At 69.5% G+C, this 16125-nt stretch carries 12 protein-coding genes; 5 read left to right on the top strand and 7 right to left on the bottom strand.

Features of this window, described 5'->3' with window-relative positions; genetic code table 11:
- Positions 1-156: 156 nt before the first annotated feature.
- A complete protein-coding gene (locus tag L0P92_RS11395) occupies positions 157-2226 on the top strand; it encodes a carbohydrate-binding module family 20 domain-containing protein (protein WP_234762438.1) in 2070 nt (689 codons plus the stop codon).
- A gap of 29 nt (positions 2227-2255) precedes the next feature.
- Here the strand turns inward: L0P92_RS11395 and L0P92_RS11390 are convergent, their stop codons facing one another.
- From L0P92_RS11390 to L0P92_RS11365, 6 genes are all read right to left on the bottom strand, one after another.
- Positions 2256-2924, bottom strand: coding sequence for a hypothetical protein (locus tag L0P92_RS11390; RefSeq protein ID WP_234762437.1), 669 nt, complete (start codon positions 2922-2924; stop codon positions 2256-2258).
- Entirely contained in the window at positions 2917-3471 is a 555-nt protein-coding gene (locus tag L0P92_RS11385) for a SigE family RNA polymerase sigma factor (protein ID WP_234762436.1), read from the bottom strand. Before L0P92_RS11385 ends, L0P92_RS11390 begins: the two co-directional genes overlap by 8 nt.
- 139 nt (positions 3472-3610) lie before the next feature.
- Complete coding sequence (locus tag L0P92_RS11380) at positions 3611-5272, bottom strand: glycoside hydrolase family 13 protein (protein WP_234762435.1); 1662 nt, start codon at positions 5270-5272, stop codon at positions 3611-3613.
- A 183-nt stretch (positions 5273-5455) separates the two neighbouring features.
- On the bottom strand, positions 5456-6349 hold the full coding sequence (locus L0P92_RS11375; RefSeq protein WP_234762434.1) for a sugar ABC transporter permease: 894 nt from the start codon (positions 6347-6349) through the stop codon (positions 5456-5458).
- Positions 6350-6362: 13 nt separating this feature from the next.
- A complete protein-coding gene (locus L0P92_RS11370) occupies positions 6363-7367 on the bottom strand; it encodes a carbohydrate ABC transporter permease (RefSeq protein ID WP_234762433.1) in 1005 nt (334 codons plus the stop codon).
- 139 nt (positions 7368-7506) lie between these two features.
- The gene (locus L0P92_RS11365; RefSeq protein ID WP_234762432.1) at positions 7507-8778 is read right to left on the bottom strand and encodes an extracellular solute-binding protein; all 1272 of its coding nucleotides are present in this window, start codon (positions 8776-8778) and stop codon (positions 7507-7509) included.
- A gap of 384 nt (positions 8779-9162) precedes the next feature.
- Here L0P92_RS11365 and L0P92_RS11360 point away from each other — a divergent pair, with 384 nt between their 5' ends.
- A complete protein-coding gene (locus L0P92_RS11360) occupies positions 9163-10197 on the top strand; it encodes a LacI family DNA-binding transcriptional regulator (RefSeq protein WP_308289694.1) in 1035 nt (344 codons plus the stop codon).
- A gap of 75 nt (positions 10198-10272) precedes the next feature.
- Positions 10273-11250: a phosphatase PAP2 family protein gene (locus L0P92_RS11355; protein WP_234762430.1), complete on the top strand. Its 978-nt coding sequence runs from the start codon at positions 10273-10275 to the stop codon at positions 11248-11250.
- A gap of 79 nt (positions 11251-11329) precedes the next feature.
- Here L0P92_RS11355 and L0P92_RS11350 read toward each other — a convergent pair whose 3' ends face one another.
- Positions 11330-14329 carry a bifunctional [glutamine synthetase] adenylyltransferase/[glutamine synthetase]-adenylyl-L-tyrosine phosphorylase gene (locus L0P92_RS11350; protein WP_234762429.1) on the bottom strand — a complete coding sequence of 1000 codons (3000 nt, stop codon included), beginning with the start codon at positions 14327-14329 and terminating at the stop codon, positions 11330-11332.
- Between the two features lie 238 nt (positions 14330-14567).
- Between L0P92_RS11350 and L0P92_RS11345 the strand changes: the two genes are divergently transcribed.
- Together L0P92_RS11345 and L0P92_RS11340 are read left to right on the top strand one after the other, a co-directional pair.
- A protein-coding gene (locus L0P92_RS11345) for an IS5 family transposase (protein ID WP_234762428.1) occupies positions 14568-15376 on the top strand; the annotation gives its coding sequence in 2 pieces (ribosomal slippage) (positions 14568-14915 and positions 14918-15376; 807 coding nt in all).
- A gap of 192 nt (positions 15377-15568) precedes the next feature.
- Entirely contained in the window at positions 15569-16012 is a 444-nt protein-coding gene (locus L0P92_RS11340) for a VOC family protein (RefSeq protein ID WP_234762427.1), read from the top strand.
- Positions 16013-16125: the final 113 nt, after the last annotated feature.

Raw genomic sequence — 16125 nt, 5'->3', positions numbered from 1 at the left:
GTACCGCCGCGAAAGGTTTACAGCAAGAGAGTTGAAAGCCATAGCAAGTACTTTCATCCGCAACCTTGACGTGCCCGTCTCAACTCCCCCACGCTCACGAGTGGTTGAGTCCCTGGCCGTTGATCGACATCCCGAACACCGCCAACGGAGCCGCATATGACCAACAGACACCGTCCCCCTGGTGCCCTCCGCCGCACCCTGACCGCCGTGGCGGCTGGCGCGCTCGCCCTCGCGGGAGCCGTCGCCCTGCCCGCCACGCCCGCACAGGCGGACGCCACGACCTCCGGCGACGTCATCGCCAACCTGTGGTCCTACAACTGGGACTCGGTCGCCTCGGAGTGCACGAACGTGCTCGGCCCGAACGGTTACGGCGCGGTCTGGGTGGCCCCGCCGGCCGAGTCGCTCAAGCAGGCCAACTACTACTGGTGGGACGTCTACCAGCCGTACTCCTACGAGCTCAGCGGCCGCTTCGGGACGGCGGCGCAGTTCGCCTCGATGGTGGAGGCCTGCCATGACGCGGGCGTGAAGGTGTACACGGACGCGGTGATCAACCACACGGCCGCACAGACCGGCACCGGCTACAACGGCACGACGATCAGCAACAAGTACGACACCCCCGACTGGAACCCGGACGACTACCACACGTCGGCCGAGTGCAACGACTCCGACCTGATCATCGACGACTGGTCGAACCTCACCGAGATCCAGAACTGCGAGCTGCTGGGCCTGCCCGACCTGGAGACCGAGGACGAGGACGTCCGCTCGGGCATCGCGGCCTACCTGAACCAGCAGATCGCGCTGGGCGTGGACGGCTTCCGTGTCGACGCGGCCAAGCACATGCCGGTCGCCGACCTGAACGCGATCCGGGCGAAGCTGGACGACACGACGTCGGGTGCGGAGCCGTACGTCTTCCAGGAGGTGTACCCGGGTTCGACGCCGGCCGCCTCCGACTACTACTCCGCGGGCGACGTCTTGGACTTCACGTACGCGAGCAGGCTGAAGTCGGCGTTCCAGGGGAACGTGAGCGACTTGGAGTCGCTGCCGTCCTCGGGCGTGCTGCCCCCGGCGAACTCGGTGTCCTTCGTGACCAACCACGACACCGAGCGCAACGGTCTGCACATGAGCTACAAGGACGGTGACACCTACCGGCTCGCCAACGTCTTCCAGCTCGCCTACAAGTGGTCGACGCCGACGGTGTACTCGGGCTTCGAGTTCTCCTCCTCCGACCAGGCGCCGCCGAACTCGGGCGGCTTCGTGGCGGACACGAACTGCTCGAACGGCTGGTACTGCCTCCAGCGCGACGCCGCCATCGCCGGCATGGTGAAGTGGCACAACGCGGTGGGCTCGGAGGCGGTGGCCAATTGGGCGTCGAAGTCGTCGGGCGTCATCGGCTTCGGGCGGGGTACGGCGGGCTACATCGCGCTCAACAACGGCTCATCGGCGGCGACGTACACCTTCGCGACCGGGATGGCCGACGGCACGTACGCGAACGTCGTCGACAACGGCGCGACCACGGTGACGGTGTCCGGCGGCAACGCCACGCTCACGATCCCCGCGAAGAGCGCCATCGCCTTCTACGACGGTGAGTTCACGCCCTGCGACACCTCCTGCGAGGAGCCGGACGACGGCACCTCGACGGTGACGGCGACCTTCAACGCGTACGCGCCCACGACGACCGGCCAGGACGTGTACGTGGTCGGTTCGATCGCGGCGCTGGGCGGCTGGGACACGGCGAAGGCGGTGAAGCTGTCGTCGGCCGGGTACCCGGTCTGGTCGGGGGCGGTGAGCGTGCCGGTCAACACGTCGTTCGAGTACAAGTACGTGAAGAAGGACGCCTCCGGCAATGTGACCTGGGAGTCCAGCGCCAACAGATCGGCGACCACGACGACTTCGGCGGTCACCCTCGACAACTCCTGGAACGTGGCGAGCGCGGGCGCCACCGACGTCACGTTCAACGTCACCGCGACGACCGACTGGGGCACCAACGTCTATGTCGTCGGCTCGATCCCGGCGCTCGGCTCCTGGAAGACGGCCGACGCGATCCCGCTGTCGTCGGCGTCGTACCCGACGTGGAGCAAGTCGGTGATCGTCCCTAAGGACTCGGCCTTCGAGTACAAGTTCCTGAAGAAGGACGGCGCCGGCAACGTGACCTGGGAGTCGGGCACGAACCGGTCGTACGCGACGGGCAGTTCGTCCGGCTACACGACGAGCGACGCCTGGAGGTGAGCCCGGCCCGCGCGCCGCGATGGACCGGGTCACTCCCCGTTCATCGCGGCGCGCAGCCGGTCCTGGGACACCGAACCCGTGCTGCCGTCGGCACACCGCAGTTCGACGCGGTCGTCCGTGTCGAGGGGCAGTGCCCGCTCCGGGGCCAGGTGGAAGAGGGGCGTGCCGTCGCGGTCGGGGCGGTCCGCGCGGTCGAGGAGGAGCACGTACCGTCCGGGTTCCGGGAGTTGGGCCTCGGACACCGGGTGCCAGACCTGGACCGATCCGCTCGACGGGACGCCCTGGCCGTCGGCGAGGGCGCCTTCGATGTCGAAGCGGAACCCGGAGCTCTTGGTGACTCCGTCGTCCATCGGGATCCAGTCCTCGTGCAGGGTGCCGTACACCGGGCGGTAGCCCTGTGCCTGGCGGTCCTCGATGTTCCGTACCGTGTCGCTCAGACACTGTTCGGAGGCGGGCGGCGGATCGTCGTCCCCGCTCACGCCACCGGCGAGGAGGACCCCGGCCGCCGCGGCCGCGCCCGCCGCGAGTGTGGCGGTCACCGCGGCGAGTCGGCGGCGTACGAGCGAGCGCCGTGCGCGGGCGGTGAAGGCGGCGCACGGTGGGGCGACCCCGCCCTCCGGCTCGGCGGCGGCCATGAGGAGCAGGCGTACCCGCTCGTCCTCCGGCAGCGGGGTGTCGGGAAGCGGCTTGTCAGTCATCGTGGTGCCCCCTCTCCGGGATCTCCCGGTCGGGTACCGGGGTGGTGGGGAACCCCTCGGCACGCAGTGCGGCGAGGGCGCGGGCGGCACGGCTCTTGACCGTGCCGGGCGAGCAGCCCAGTACGTCCGCGATCTCCCGCTCGGTGAGCTGGTGGTAGAAGCGGAGTACGAGCACGGCGCGTTGGGCCGGGGGAATGGTGCGCAGCAGTTCGCGTACGGCCACGGCGGTCGCCACCTCCTCCTCGTGTCCGGGTTCCGGGAGCTCCGGCAGGTCCTCGGCGGGGACCTCGGAGTTCCAGCGCCGACGCCGGTCCTTGACCAGGAGCCGCACCATGGTGGTGCGGGTGTAGGCCTCGGCGGCTTCGAGTCGGCCGATCCGGTGCCAGGCCCGGTACGTGCGCAGGAGCGCCTCCTGCGCCAGGTCCTCGGCCCGGGGACGCACGCCGCCGGTGAGCAGCGTGGCGGTGCGAAGGAGCGAACCGTAGCGTGCGGCCATGAAAGCCGTGAACGCCTCGTCCCTGCCGTTCCACATCCCTTCGCCTCTCACTCGGCACTCATGACGTCTCACTTGGTTGAGGACCTGGGTCACCTGGAGGGTTCCCCGGCGGGGAGCACCGTCCGGTCCGGGAGTCGGCGGACAGCAAAGAGGGCCCGCCGAAGCGGGCCCTCTGGAAACTGCGCGGCCGTCAGGCCGTCGTCCACCACACGGTCGTGTCCGACGGCACCTTCGTCTCGCCGTCCGCCTCGGTGATCTCACCGCTGGTCAGCAGTACGCGGCCGTGGGCGGGGAGCGTCACGGACTCGCCGGTGGTGTTGGCGACGCAGACGAAGTCTCCGCGCCGGAACGCCAGGACACCCTCGGGAGCCCGCAGCCACTCCACCTCGTCGCCGGCCCCGAGGTCGGGGTGCGCACGGCGGGCGGCGAGGGCGGCACGGTAGAGCTCCAGGGTCGAGTCGGCGACGCCGGTCTGCGCCTCGACGCTCAACTCCCCCCAGGACGCGGGCTGCGGCAGCCAGCTGCCCCCGCTGCCGAAGCCGTACGACGAGCCCTCGCGTGTCCACGGGATCGGCACGCGGCAGCCGTCGCGGAAGCCGTCCTGGCCCTCGCCACGGAAGTACGCCGGGTCCTGGCGGACCTCGTCGGGCAGGTCGACGACGTCGGGCAGGCCCAGCTCCTCGCCCTGGTAGACGTACGCCGAACCGGGCAGCGCGAGCATGAGGAGGGTGGCGGCGCGGGCGCGGCGCAGGCCCAGTTCGCGGTCGCCGGCCGTGCGGATCTGGGTGCCGAGGCCGGGCGGGTTGGCGAAGCGGGTGGCGTGGCGGGTGACGTCGTGGTTGGACAGCACCCAGGTGGCGGGGGCGCCGACGGGGCGCATCGCGTCCAGGGTGCGGTCGACGACCTTGCGCAGCTCCTCGGCCTCCCACTCCGTGGACAGGTACTGGAAGTTGAAGGCCTGGTGCAGCTCGTCGGGGCGGACGTAGTTCGCGGTGCGCTCGACGGTCGGCGTCCAGGCCTCGGCCACGAAAATGCGCTCACCGGCGTACTCGTCGAGGACCGTGCGCCACTGCCGGTAGACGGCGTGCACTCCGTCCTGGTCGAAGAACGGCATGACATCGTTGCCCAGCAGCTTGAGCTGGTCGTGGGATCCGAGGTCCGGCAGCCCCTCCGCCTTCACCAGGCCGTGGGCGACGTCGATACGGAAGCCGTCGACGCCCATGTCCAGCCAGAAGCGGAGGATCGAGCGGAACTCGTCCCCGACGGCCGGGTGCTCCCAGTTGAAGTCGGGCTGCTCGGGGGCGAAGAGGTGCAGGTACCACTCGCCGTCGGCGACGCGCGTCCACGCCGGGCCGCCGAAGATGGACTCCCAGTCGTTGGGCGGGAGTTCGCCGTTCTTCCCCTTGCCGGGGCGGAAGTGGTAGCGGTCCCGGAGCGGGGAGCCGGGTCCCTCGGCGACCGCCCGCTTGAACCACTCGTGCTGGTCGGAGGAATGGTTCGGGACCAGGTCGACGATGATCCTCAGCCCCAGCTCGTGGGCGTCGCGGATCAGCGCGTCGGCGTCGAGCAGGTTGCCGAACATGGGGTCGACGGCCCGGTAGTCGGCGACGTCGTAGCCGGCGTCGGCCTGCGGGGAGGCGTAGAAGGGGCTGAGCCACACGGCGTCCACGCCGAGGTCGCGCAGGTAGGGCAGGCGGGAGCGTACGCCTTCCAGGTCGCCCATGCCGTCGCCGTTGCTGTCGGCGAAGCTGCGCGGATAGACCTGGTAGATCACCGCGTCCCGCCACCAGTCGCCGCGCTTGGCTTTGGCGTGGTTCGGGGCCGGGGCGAGGGCGGAGTGCTGCTGGCTCATGGCGTCCTTGGTACGTAACGGATTCATGGGTCGGACGAGGCGGCCGCGGTGACAGCGGGGTCGGATGGACACAGCGGCCGCCTCGGGTTCAAAGGGGGGGGACAGCAGCGCCCCTGTCTTTTTGGGGGCGCGGGGAACTGCGCGACCAGCCACGACGGCGCCGCGGCTGGTCACCTACGGCCGTCACCCCTTGGTGCCACCGGCGGTAAGCCCGGTCACCAGGTTCTTCTGCACGAAGTAGAAGAACGCGGAAACGGGTATGGCCACCAACACCGCCGTGGCAGCCATCAGATTGCGCTGCGCGTCATGCTCACTGATGAAGGTCTGCAACCCGACCGCGAACGTGTACTTCGTGTCGGACAGCATGAACGTCGAAGCGAACGCGACCTCACCGAAGGCCGTGAGGAAGCTGTAGAACGCGGCGACCGCCAGGCCCGGCTTGGCGAGCGGCAGTATCAGTCGCGCGAACGTGCCGAAGGGGGTCAGCCCGTCGACGCGTCCTGCCTCGTCGATCTCGAACGGGATCGTGTCGAAGTACCCCTTCATCAGCCAGGCACAGTACGGCACGGTCGTCGTGCAGTACACGAGGACGAGGCCGAGGTAGCTGTCGATGAGCTGGAGCTCGGACAGGATCTGGTACATCGGCACCATGAGGACGGCCACCGGGAACATCTGGGTCACCAGCAGCACCCACATGAACTTCTTGTAGCCCGGGAAGCGCATCCGGGACACCGCGTAGCCGGTGGTGGCGGCGATGACGACGCCGATGAGGGTGGTGCCGACCGTGACGATGAGCGTGCTCGTCAGCCAGTCGAGGAACTTCGTCTCGGTCAGGACGTAGCTGTAGTTGTCCAGCGTCATCTTTCCCCAGATGCCGCCGGGGTGGAGGTAGTCGTCCTTGTCCGGGCCGAGGGACAGGAAGAGCAGCCAGGCGACGGGGAAGAGCGCGATCAGGCTCGCCACGACGAGGATGCCGTGCGAGACGAGGGACGTGCCGCGGCGGCGGCCCTTGCGCGGGCCGGCGGTGGGCACGGGCTCCTGCTTCTTCACCGGGGCCTCAACAGTGGTGGTACTCATGGGGACTCCTGCCTCAGATCGCGAGCTGCTGGTCGTTGCGGTTCAGCCAGCGGCGGTAGAAGGAGGTGAAGACGATCAGGATGGCCAGCAGCAGCATGCCGTAGGCCGCCGACTGCGCGAAGTCGCGCGGCTGCTGTCCGAAACCGAGGCGGTAGGCCCAGGTGACGAGGATGTCGGCGTCCGGGGCGGTCTTGCCGAACAGCAGGAAGATGATCGCGAACTGGTTGAAGGTCCAGATGATGCCGAGCAGTACGACGGTGGAGCTCACGGACCTGAGGCCCGGCAGGGTGACGTACCGGAACTGCTGCCACTTGCTGGCGCCGTCCATCTCGGCGGCCTCGTACAGCGAGGAGTCGATGGACTGCAGTCCGCCCAGCAGCGACAGCATCATGAACGGCACACCGCACCAGGTGTTGACCATGACCGCGGCGAACCGCTGCCAGAAGGTGTCCTCCAGCCACAGCGGGGTCGGCAGGTGGAGTGTCTCCAGGACGGAGTTCACCACGCCGCCGTCGGCGAGCATGATCCGCCAGCCGAAGACGGTGACGAAGGTCGGCACGGCCCACGGCAGGATGAGGATCAGCCGGTACAGGGTGCGCCCGCGCAGCTTCTGGTTGAGCAGCAGGGCGAGGCCGAGGCCGATCGTGTAGTGGAGGGTGACGCAGGCGGCCGTCCACACGACCGTCCAGATGAAGTGCGACCAGAAGCGGTCGTACGCCGTCTCGCCCCAGAGGATGTCGGCGTAGTTGTCGAAGCCGATGAACTTGTAGGTGGCCTCGATCTCGTTGACGCCGATGGTGCGGGCGCTGTTGAGGCTGTTGGCGTCGGTGAGGGTGAGGTAGAAGCCGTACACCAGGGGGTACACGACGAGCACGCCGAGGACGATCACCACGGGGGCGATCATCGCGTAGGCGTACCAGTGCTTCTGGTAGCCGTGCTTCAGGCGCTGGCCGAGTCCGCGGCGTGGCCCGCGTTCGCCTCGGGTCTTGCCGGTCGCGCGGTCGATGGCGACTGTCATGGTTCGACAACCTTCATGAAGATCGACAGTTCAGGGGTGTACGGCTGTACGGCTGTACGGCTCGGGGAGTGCGAGTCACAGGCCGGTGGCCGCCGGAACTCTCCCCCCATGATCAGGGAGTTCCGGCGGCCACTCGGGGTCACTTGCTGAAGTCCGGGACCAGCTTGGTGATCTCGGTCTCCGCGGTGCTCAGGCCCTTGTCGAGGGACTCCTTGCCACCGGCGATCTTGAGCAGCTCGGTGTCGAGCGGCACCCACAGCGAGCTGTACTCGGGCAGGGCCGGGCGCGGCTGGGCGGCGGCGAGGACGCCCTGGTAGCCGGCGATGCCCGGGTCGGCCTTGACCTGGTCGGTGTAGGCGTCGTCGCGCGTGGGCAGCGTGGAGTTCTTCAGCGCGATGGTCTCCTGGGCCTTCGCCGAGGTCATGAAGTTCACGAACTTCAGCGCGGCCTTCTGGTGGGCCTCGTCGGAGCCGGCGTACACGGACAAGTTGTGACCGCCGGTCGGGGCGCCCGCCTTGCCGCTGGAGCCGGCCGGGACGGTGGCGATGCCGAGGTTGGCCTTGTCCTTGAACGCGGAGCCCTTGTAGAAGTTGGTGATCTCCCAGGGGCCCTGCATGATCGAGGCGACCTTGCCGCTGACGAACGCCTCCTGGATGTGGGCGTAGGCGTCGGCGGTGGTGTCGGCCTTGTGCAGGCCCTTGCCGTCGAAGAGGCTCTGCCAGGTGCCGTAGCCCTTCTTGGCCTCGGCGGAGTTGACGGTGATCTTCTTGGCGTCGGCGTCGACGGTGTCGGTGCCCTCGCCGTAGAGGAACGTCTGGGCGTAGTAGGCCGCGGTGGAGCCCCAGTAGCCGTCGACGCCGGTCTTGTCCTTGATGGTGGCGGCGGCCTTCTTCAGGTCGTCCCAGGTCTTGGGGGCCTCGACGCCGGCCTTCTTGAACAGGGCCTTGTTGTAGACGAAGGCGAGGGTGTCCGTGGTGAACGGAACGCCGTAGACCTTGCCCTCGTACTTGGCCTGCTCGATCAGGCTGGGCTGGAACTTGGCCTGGTCGGCGAGGGCCTCGGTGCCGTCCAGCGGCGCGAAGAAGCCCTTCTTGGCGAAGGCGGGGGTCCAGCCGACCTCGGAGCGCAGCACGTCCGGGGCACCCTTGGAACCGGCGGCGGTGTCGAACTTGTTCTGCGCCTGGTCGAAGGGGACGTTGACGTACTTGACCTTGATGTCCTTGTTGGCGGCCTCGAACTCCTTGACCAGGGCCTGGTACGTCGGCGCCTCGTTGGTGGCGTTGGAGGTGTCCCACCAGGTGATGGTGACCGGCCCGCTCGAGTCGCTGCCACTGTCGTCCCCGCCGCCGCACGCCGTCGCCGCGAGAGCGAGGGACGCCACCAGCGCGGTGGCCGCTATGCCACGCCGCATGAGTTCTCCTTGAGGGTGCTGAAAGCCCGTGTGGTGCAAGGACGGCCCCGTCTGCCTGTCCCTGCTGTCGTGCCGACTGCGCCGTTGCGGCGGCCGGGCGACGTGAACGTAACAGCGTTGAAAGATCGACGAAAGACCTTGCAGAAAAAAAGTGCAAGAGATCTCCGAAGTTATCCGTGCGTGACCGGTCGGCGACCGTCATGAGACGCTTCTTTCCAAGGGCGGAGCAGCACGCGGGCCACTTGTGCAAGACTCTGCAAGCTCTTGCCACCACTTTCACGAGGGAGCGCGATGACGCAGCAACCCGGACCAGGCCGGCCAACAGGTCGCCCCCGGCGTCCGATTGGTGTGCAAGGCGACTTTCGGCCGGTACAGTCCAGTGCCGTGACCACACGGCTTGCCGACATCGCTGCTCAGGCGGGGGTGAGCGAAGCGACCGTCAGCCGCGTCCTCAACGGGAAGCCGGGCGTCGCCGCCACCACTCGCCAGTCCGTGCTGGCCGCACTCGACGTGCTCGGCTACGAGCGCCCGGTGCGGCTGCGGCAACGGAGCGAGGGCCTGGTGGGCCTGATCACCCCGGAGCTGGAGAACCCGATATTCCCGGCCCTGGCCCAGGTCATCGGCCAGGCACTGACCAGGCAGGGCTACACCCCGGTGCTGGCCACCCAGACGCCGGGCGGCTCCACCGAGGACGAGCTCACCGAGATGCTCGTCGACCGCGGGGTGGCCGGCATCATCTACGTCTCCGGCCTCCACGCCGACACCACCGCCGACATGCAGCGCTACGAGCGGCTGCGCGCCCAGGGCGTCCCCTTCGTCCTGGTCGACGGCTTCTCCCCCAAGGTCCAGGCACCCTTCATCTCGCCCGACGACCGCGCCGCGATGGCCCTGTCGGTCACCCACCTCGCCTCGCTCGGCCACACCCGCATCGGCCTCGCGCTCGGCCCCAAGCGCTTCGTGCCGGTCCAGCGCAAGATCGAGGGCTTCGTCCGCACCATGCAGGACCAGCTGAACCTGGCGCCGGACACCATCGAGACCGACCTGATCCAGCACTCCCTCTACACCCTGGAGGGCGGTCAGGCGGCCGCCACGGCCCTGATCGACCGCGGCTGCACCGCGATCGTCTGCGCCAGCGACATGATGGCCCTGGGTGCGATACGCGCGGCCCGGCAGCGCGGCCTGGAGGTCCCCAGGGACGTCTCGGTCGTCGGTTTCGACGACTCCCCCCTGATCGCCTTCACCGACCCGCCCCTGACCACGGTCCGCAAGCCGGTCCCGGCGATGGGCCAGGCCGCGGTCCGCACGCTCCTGGAGGAGATCGGCGGGACCCCCGCCCCCCACAGCGAGTTCGTGTTCATGCCGGAGCTGGTGGTACGCGGTTCGACGGCTTCGGCCCCCGGCAACAGAAACCACTCCTGAGACGTAGAACGTGCGTCCTGGGCCCGACCGGAGGATGATCGGTCGGGGAAGTCTTTTCTGGCAGACTCTGTGCCCATGGGTGACACGACCGTGACGACACTGGAAGGCCGGGAGGCGGCCGTTCTTCCCCCCGTCGCGGACGAGACGGGGCGGGGCCCCCTGCGCCGTCTGCGCACCCCCCGCCGCCCCCGCCTGTGGTTCGAGATCCTGCTGATCGCGGTGAGTTACTGGACGTACTCACTCATCCGCAACGCGGTCCCGGAACAGAAGGCGGAGGCCCTCCGCAACGCGGACTGGCTCTGGAACCTGGAACACCACCTCGGCATCGCCGTGGAGCAGTCCGTGAACCACGCCGTGAACTCGGTGACTTGGCTCATCGTCGGCATGAACTACTACTACGCGACGCTGCACTTCATCATCACCCTGGCCGTCCTGGTCTGGCTCTACCGCAGCCACCCCGGCCGCTACGCGGCGACGAGACTGGTCCTCTTCGCCACCACGGGCGTGGCCCTGATCGGTTATTACCTGTACCCACTGGCGCCCCCACGCCTGATGACCAACACGTCCTTCATCGACACGGTCCTGGTCCACGACACCTGGGGTTCGATGGCCTCGGGCGACCTGAAGAACATGTCGAACCAGTACGCCGCGATGCCCTCCATGCACATCGGCTGGTCCGTCTGGTCGGGCCTGACGATCTTCGCCCTGGCCAGAATCCCCTGGATCCGGCTCCTGGGCCTCCTCTACCCCGCGGCGACCCTCCTGGTGATCGTCGCGACGGCCAACCACTTCTGGCTGGACGCGGTGGGCGGCCTGATCTGCCTGGCCTTCGGCTACACGGTGGCCCGCCTCTGGTACGGAAAGCTGCCGCACGCACTGCCGAGGCGAGTACCCCCCACGCACCCGCAGCCGCCCACGGCGGGAAGGGGCCGTGTCGGGGGGTGTCCGCCCGCAGCGGCGGGCGTCAACGCCGAGCACATCTCAGAGGAACCGAGCCGCCCGACCGAGGACGGACACCCCCCGGCGCGGCCCCGCCCCACGACCCACGCATAGGCGCTGGGCGCACCCCCACCGAACCCGCGCAGGCCGCCGCAGGCATACAAAAAACGCACCCGCACCCGCCCGCGAACCCTCACCCCCCGTAGAACAGCTCGTCCACGACCCCCCGAGCCCGCCGCGCAGTCCGCCGATAGGCATCCAGCATGTCCCCCACATGCCCGGGCTCATACCCCAGATACCGCCCCACCGCGGCCAGCTCACGACTGTCCGAGGGAAACGTGTCCCCGGCCCGCCCCCGCACCAGCATCACGGCATTGCGCACCCGAGTGGCCAGCACCCACGCCTCATCCAGAATCCCGGCCTCGTCCTCCGCGATGAGCCCGGCGGAACAGGCGGCGGCAAGGGCTTCCCGGGTCCGAGTCGTCCGCAGCCCCGGCTGGTCCCACCCGTGCTGCAGTTGCAACAGCTGCACGGTCCACTCCACATCGGACAACCCCCCGGGCCCGAGCTTGGTGTGCAGCTTCGGATCGGCCCCACGAGGCAGCCGCTCGGACTCCATCCGGGCCTTCAGCCGCCGGATCTCCCGCACGGCCTCGTCCCCGAGCCCGTCCGCCGGATACCGCAACGGATCGATCAACTCGACGAACCGAGCCCCCAGCTCGGCGTCCCCCGCGACCGGCACGGCCCGCAGCAACGCCTGCGACTCCCACACCAGCGACCACCGGCGGTAATACGCCGCGTACGACTTCAGCGTACGAACGAGCGGCCCCGACTTCCCCTCCGGCCGCAGATCGGCGTCGATCAACAGCGGCGGATCCGCACTCGGGATCTGCAGCAGCCGCCGCATCTCCTCCACGACCCGGTTCGCCGCCACCGCGGCCTCGTGCTCGTCGACCCCGTCCTGCGGCTCGTGCACGAACAGCACATCGGCGTCACTGCCGTAGCCCAGCTCCTGCCCGCCGAACCGCCCCATGCCGATGATCGCGAACCGGGTGGGCAGCGTGTCGCCCCACCCTTCCCGCACCACCGCCCGCAGCGTCCCCGCCAGCGTCGCCGCCGTGAGGTCGGACACCGCGGCCCCGACCCGGTCCACCAGCGCCCCCTGGTCGGCCTCGGCGGGCTTCGTCTCGGTGCCGTAGGAGTCGACGATGTCGGCGGCGGCCGTACGGAACAGCTCCCGCCGCCGCACCCCGCGGGCCGCCGTGACCGCCTGCGCGGCACCGTCGGCACGCCGCACGGCGGCGAGGATCTCCTGCTCCAGGTGGCTCCGCGACCTGGGCTCAAGACCGGTCCCGCCGTCCCCGTCCCCGAGCAGCGCCACGGCCTCCGGCGCCCGCATCAGCAGATCAGGGGCGAGCCGGCCGGCCGACAGCACCCGGGCGAGGTTCTCGGCGGCGGCGCCCTCGTCCCGCAGCAGCCGCAGATACCAGGGGGTCTTGCCGAGCGCGTCCGACACCTTGCGGAAGTTCAGCAGACCGGCGTCGGGGTCGGCGGAGTCCGCGAACCAGCCCAACAGCACCGGCAGCAGGGTCCGTTGGATCGCCGCCTTCCGTGTCACCCCGGAGGCGAGCGCCTCCAGATGCCGCAGCGCGGCGGCCGGATCGGCGTACCCGAGCGCGACCAGCCGTTCGCGGGCAGCTCCGGCACTCAACCGGGCCTCGCCGGGGGCGAGTTGGGCCACGGCGTCGAGCAGCGGCCGGTAGAACAGCTTCTCGTGCAGCCGCCGTACGACACCGGCGTGCCGTCTCCACTCGCGGTTCAGCTCGGCGACCGGATCGACGCGCAGGCCGAGGGAGCGGCCGATGCGCCGCAGATCGGCGTCGTCCTCGGGGACGAGGTGGGTGCGGCGCAGCCGGTAGAGCTGGATGCGGTGTTCCATGGAGCGCAGGAAGCGGTAGGCGTCGTCGAGCTGCGCGGCGTCGGCGCGGCCGACGTAGCCGCCGGCGGCGAGTGCCTGGAGGGCGTCCAGGGTGGTACCGCTGCGCAGGGACGCGTCGTCCCTGCCGTGCACCAACTGGAGCAGCTGGACGGCGAACTCGACGTCCCGCAGCCCGCCCGGGCCGAGCTTGAGCTGCCGGTCCAGCTCGCCCACCGGGATGTTCTCCACGACCCGGCGCCGCATCTTCTGCACGTCGGGGACGAAGTTCTCCCGCTCGGCGGCCTTCCAGACCAGGGGTTCCAGTGCGGCGACGTACTCCTCGCCCAGCTCGATGTCGCCCGCCACCGGGCGGGCCTTGAGCAGTGCTTGGAACTCCCAGGTCTTGGCCCAGCGCTGGTAGTAGGCGAGGTGGCTGCTGAGTGTCCGCACCAGCGGACCGTTGCGGCCCTCGGGTCGCAGATTGGCGTCCACGGGCCAGATGGACCCCTCGACGGTCGTCTCGGAGCAGATCCGCATCATGTGCGAGGCGAGCTTGGTGGCCGACCGCAGGGCCTTGCCCTCGTCGGCGCCGTCGGCGGTCTCGCCGACGAAGATCACGTCGACGTCGGAGACGTAGTTGAGCTCGTGGCCTCCGCACTTGCCCATCGCGATCACCGAGAGCCGGCACTGTGCGGCGTCCTCGGGGGCGGCGGCGCGGGCGAGGGCGAGGGCGGCGCGGAGGGTGGCGGTGGCGAGGTCGGCGAGTTCGGCGGCGGTCTGGGCGACGTCGGTGGTGCCGCACACGTCGCGGGCGGCGATGGACAGCAGACAGCGCCGGTAGGCGACGCGCAGGGAGACCGGGTCGGTGGCCTCGGCGAGGCCCTGCTCGAACTCCTCCACCTCGGGGTGCAGGTCCCGCGGCTCGTACATGACCAGTGCCTGCCAGTCGCCGGCGTGCTTGGCGAGGTGGTCGGCGAGGGCGGCGGAGGCGCCGAGGACGCCGAGCAGGCGGTCGCGCAGGGGCTTGGCCGCTATCACCGTGTCGAGCAGTTCGCGCTGGGCGGCGTGGCCGGGCTGCGCTTCGAGCAGCCGGACGAGGCCGTGCAGGGCGAGGTCGGGGTCGGCGGTGGCGCCCAGGGCCTCCAGCAGGACCGGGTCGTTCTTGATCGGCGCGAGCTCGGGGCTGTCCAGCAGCCGGTCGGCGGCCGAGGGGTCGGTGAATCCGTGCCGCAGCAGCCGCGTGAAGGTACTGCTCCTGCGCCCCGGCGCCGTCATGCTCGCCCTCCCGTCCGATCGGGGTCGTACGCGCCCGATCAAGGTCGTACGCGGTCGAGCCTAGCCGCTGCGCTGGGCTTGGGCGGGGTGCCGGTGCGGTGTGGGTTGGGGTGCGGGTCGGGAGGGTGCGCGTCTGTGCCTGCGGCGGCCCGTTGCGGTGAGTGGGGGCTGATCGCGCAGTTCCCCGCGCCCCTAAGACGCCATTTCAGTTGGCGTGATCTTGCGGCAGTCTGGGGTGATGACTGCTGCGCTTGTCGAGCGGATGGCGCCGGAAGAGCTGTGGACGTTGTTCCAGCGGGTGGTGCCGCCGGCACCGGTTCGCCCGCAGGGTGGAGGGCACCGCCGACGCGGGGACCGCGAGGTGCTGGCGGCCATCATCTTCGTGGCCACCTCGGGCTGCACCTGGAACCAACTCCCTCCGGGCTTCGGGCTGTCGGGGGTCACCGCCTTCCGGCGGTTCACCGAGTGGACCGAGGCCAGGGTGTGGGCCAAACTCCACCGTCTGGTCCTGGACGAACTCGGCGCCCGGGGCGGGCTGGACTGGTCGCGGTGCGCGATCGATTCCGTCAGCGTCCGGGCCCTCAAAGGGGGCAGCTGACGGGACCGAATCCGACCGACCGCGGCAAGAAGGGATCGAAAATCCATCTCATCGTCGACCGCCAGGGCCTGCCCCTGTCTGTCGGCATCTCCGCCGCCAACCTCCATGACAGCCAGGCCCTCATCCCGCTGGTCCGCGGCATCCCGCCCATCCGTTCCCATCGTGGCCCGCGACGTCGGCGGCCAGGCCGACTGCATGGCGACAAGGGCTACGACTACCGCCACCTGCGGCGATGGCTCGCTTCCCGTGGCATCCGGCATCGCCTCGCTCGAAAGGGCATCGAGTCATCCCGACGCCTGGGCCGACATCGCTGGGTGGTGGAGCGAACGGTGTCCTGGCTGTCCGGGTGCCGACGCCTTCACCGTCGCTACGAGCGCAAGCCGGAACACTTCCTCGCCTTCACCGCCATCGCCGCGACCCTCATATGTCACCGCAGACTCGCCAAGTGAAATGACGTCTAAGGCCTACGGCCGCTTTTCGGCGCCGGGCCAGGCAATCCAGCCCGTCCGGCGTTTGAGGACGAGGGGCCCGCTGCGACGCCGGTGTCCTTGGAAGATGCGGAACCTGAAACTCACGTGGCGCAGAGCATCGTTTTCGGCTTCGGTGAGGGGGAGCCGTTCAGCCAGACTGGAGGACCCGTAATGGACTTCACCCTCGAAGTAATCCCACTGCCCGTGAGCGACATCGACCGGGCCCGTGACTTCTACCGGGACAAGGTCGGCTTCCACGTCGACATCGACCAGGAGGTCATGCCGGGCATGCGCATCGTCCAGCTGACCCCTCCGGGCTCCGGCTGTTCGATCGCCCTCGGCGACAGCATCTGGGACCTGACCAAGGGCGAGACCGTCCCGGAGCCCGGCTCCTACCAGGGCCTCCAGCTCTGCGTCGCCGACATCAAGGCGGCCCACGCCGAGCTGGTGGAGCGGGGCCTGGAGATCTCGGAGCCCGTCCAGTACTCCCCCGACGACGGCGCCACCTTCATGTACTTCAAGGACCCGGACGGCAACGGCTGGTCCATCCAGGAGTACCGGCGCAGGGCCACGGAGCCCCTGCACGAGCTGCTCTCGAAGCAGGCGGCAAGTTAGCCGACCTCCCAGGGGCGCGGGGCTGTGTCGATATGCGGCTCCGCCGCGTGGGCGCGATCAGCCCCCACCGGAGCCGCACTCGCTGACGATCCTCCGCGCCCCACCGCGATCAG

The organism is Streptomyces muensis (assembly GCF_021474425.1).
Classification (GTDB): Bacteria; Actinomycetota; Actinomycetes; order Streptomycetales; family Streptomycetaceae; genus Streptomyces; species Streptomyces muensis.
The sequence above is the reverse complement of the archived record's forward strand: the minus strand, read 5'-3'. Positions and strand labels throughout refer to the sequence as shown.

What these genes read in the sequence shown, in the direction of transcription:
- L0P92_RS11395 (WP_234762438.1), top strand. Translation starts at nt 157, where the DNA reads ATGACCAACAGACACCGTCCCCCTGGTGCCCTCCGCCGCACCCTGACC.
- L0P92_RS11390 (WP_234762437.1), bottom strand. Translation starts at nt 2,924, where the DNA reads ATGACTGACAAGCCGCTTCCCGACACCCCGCTGCCGGAGGACGAGCGG.
- L0P92_RS11380 (WP_234762435.1), bottom strand. Translation starts at nt 5,272, where the DNA reads ATGAGCCAGCAGCACTCCGCCCTCGCCCCGGCCCCGAACCACGCCAAA.
- L0P92_RS11375 (WP_234762434.1), bottom strand. Translation starts at nt 6,349, where the DNA reads ATGAGTACCACCACTGTTGAGGCCCCGGTGAAGAAGCAGGAGCCCGTG.
- L0P92_RS11370 (WP_234762433.1), bottom strand. Translation starts at nt 7,367, where the DNA reads ATGACAGTCGCCATCGACCGCGCGACCGGCAAGACCCGAGGCGAACGC.
- L0P92_RS11365 (WP_234762432.1), bottom strand. Translation starts at nt 8,778, where the DNA reads ATGCGGCGTGGCATAGCGGCCACCGCGCTGGTGGCGTCCCTCGCTCTC.
- L0P92_RS11355 (WP_234762430.1), top strand. Translation starts at nt 10,273, where the DNA reads ATGGGTGACACGACCGTGACGACACTGGAAGGCCGGGAGGCGGCCGTT.
- L0P92_RS11350 (WP_234762429.1), bottom strand. Translation starts at nt 14,329, where the DNA reads ATGACGGCGCCGGGGCGCAGGAGCAGTACCTTCACGCGGCTGCTGCGG.
- L0P92_RS11340 (WP_234762427.1), top strand. Translation starts at nt 15,569, where the DNA reads ATGGACTTCACCCTCGAAGTAATCCCACTGCCCGTGAGCGACATCGAC.